Here is a 202-nt window from a genome sequence, read left to right on the forward strand (position 1 = left end):
GTCGGGGTTGTGCACCTCGACACCGGCCGGGGGCGCGATGTCGGCGGCGGTGACCAGACCCGGGCCCTGCTTGCGCAGGTACATCACGACCGGCTCGTCGTGCTCCGAGGAGACGACCAGCTGCTTGATGTTGAGGATCAGGTCGGTGACGTCCTCCTTGACGCCCGGCACGGTGGTGAACTCGTGCAGAACGCCGTCGACG

General features: G+C 67.8%; 1 pseudogene. It reads right to left on the minus strand.

Features of this window, described 5'->3' with window-relative positions:
- Positions 1-202, minus strand: a pseudogene (locus IG08_RS0153810) (DNA-directed RNA polymerase subunit alpha); the annotation flags it as partial.

This window comes from Streptomyces fulvoviolaceus, assembly GCF_000718165.1.
Classification (GTDB): Bacteria; Actinomycetota; Actinomycetes; order Streptomycetales; family Streptomycetaceae; genus Streptomyces; species Streptomyces fulvoviolaceus.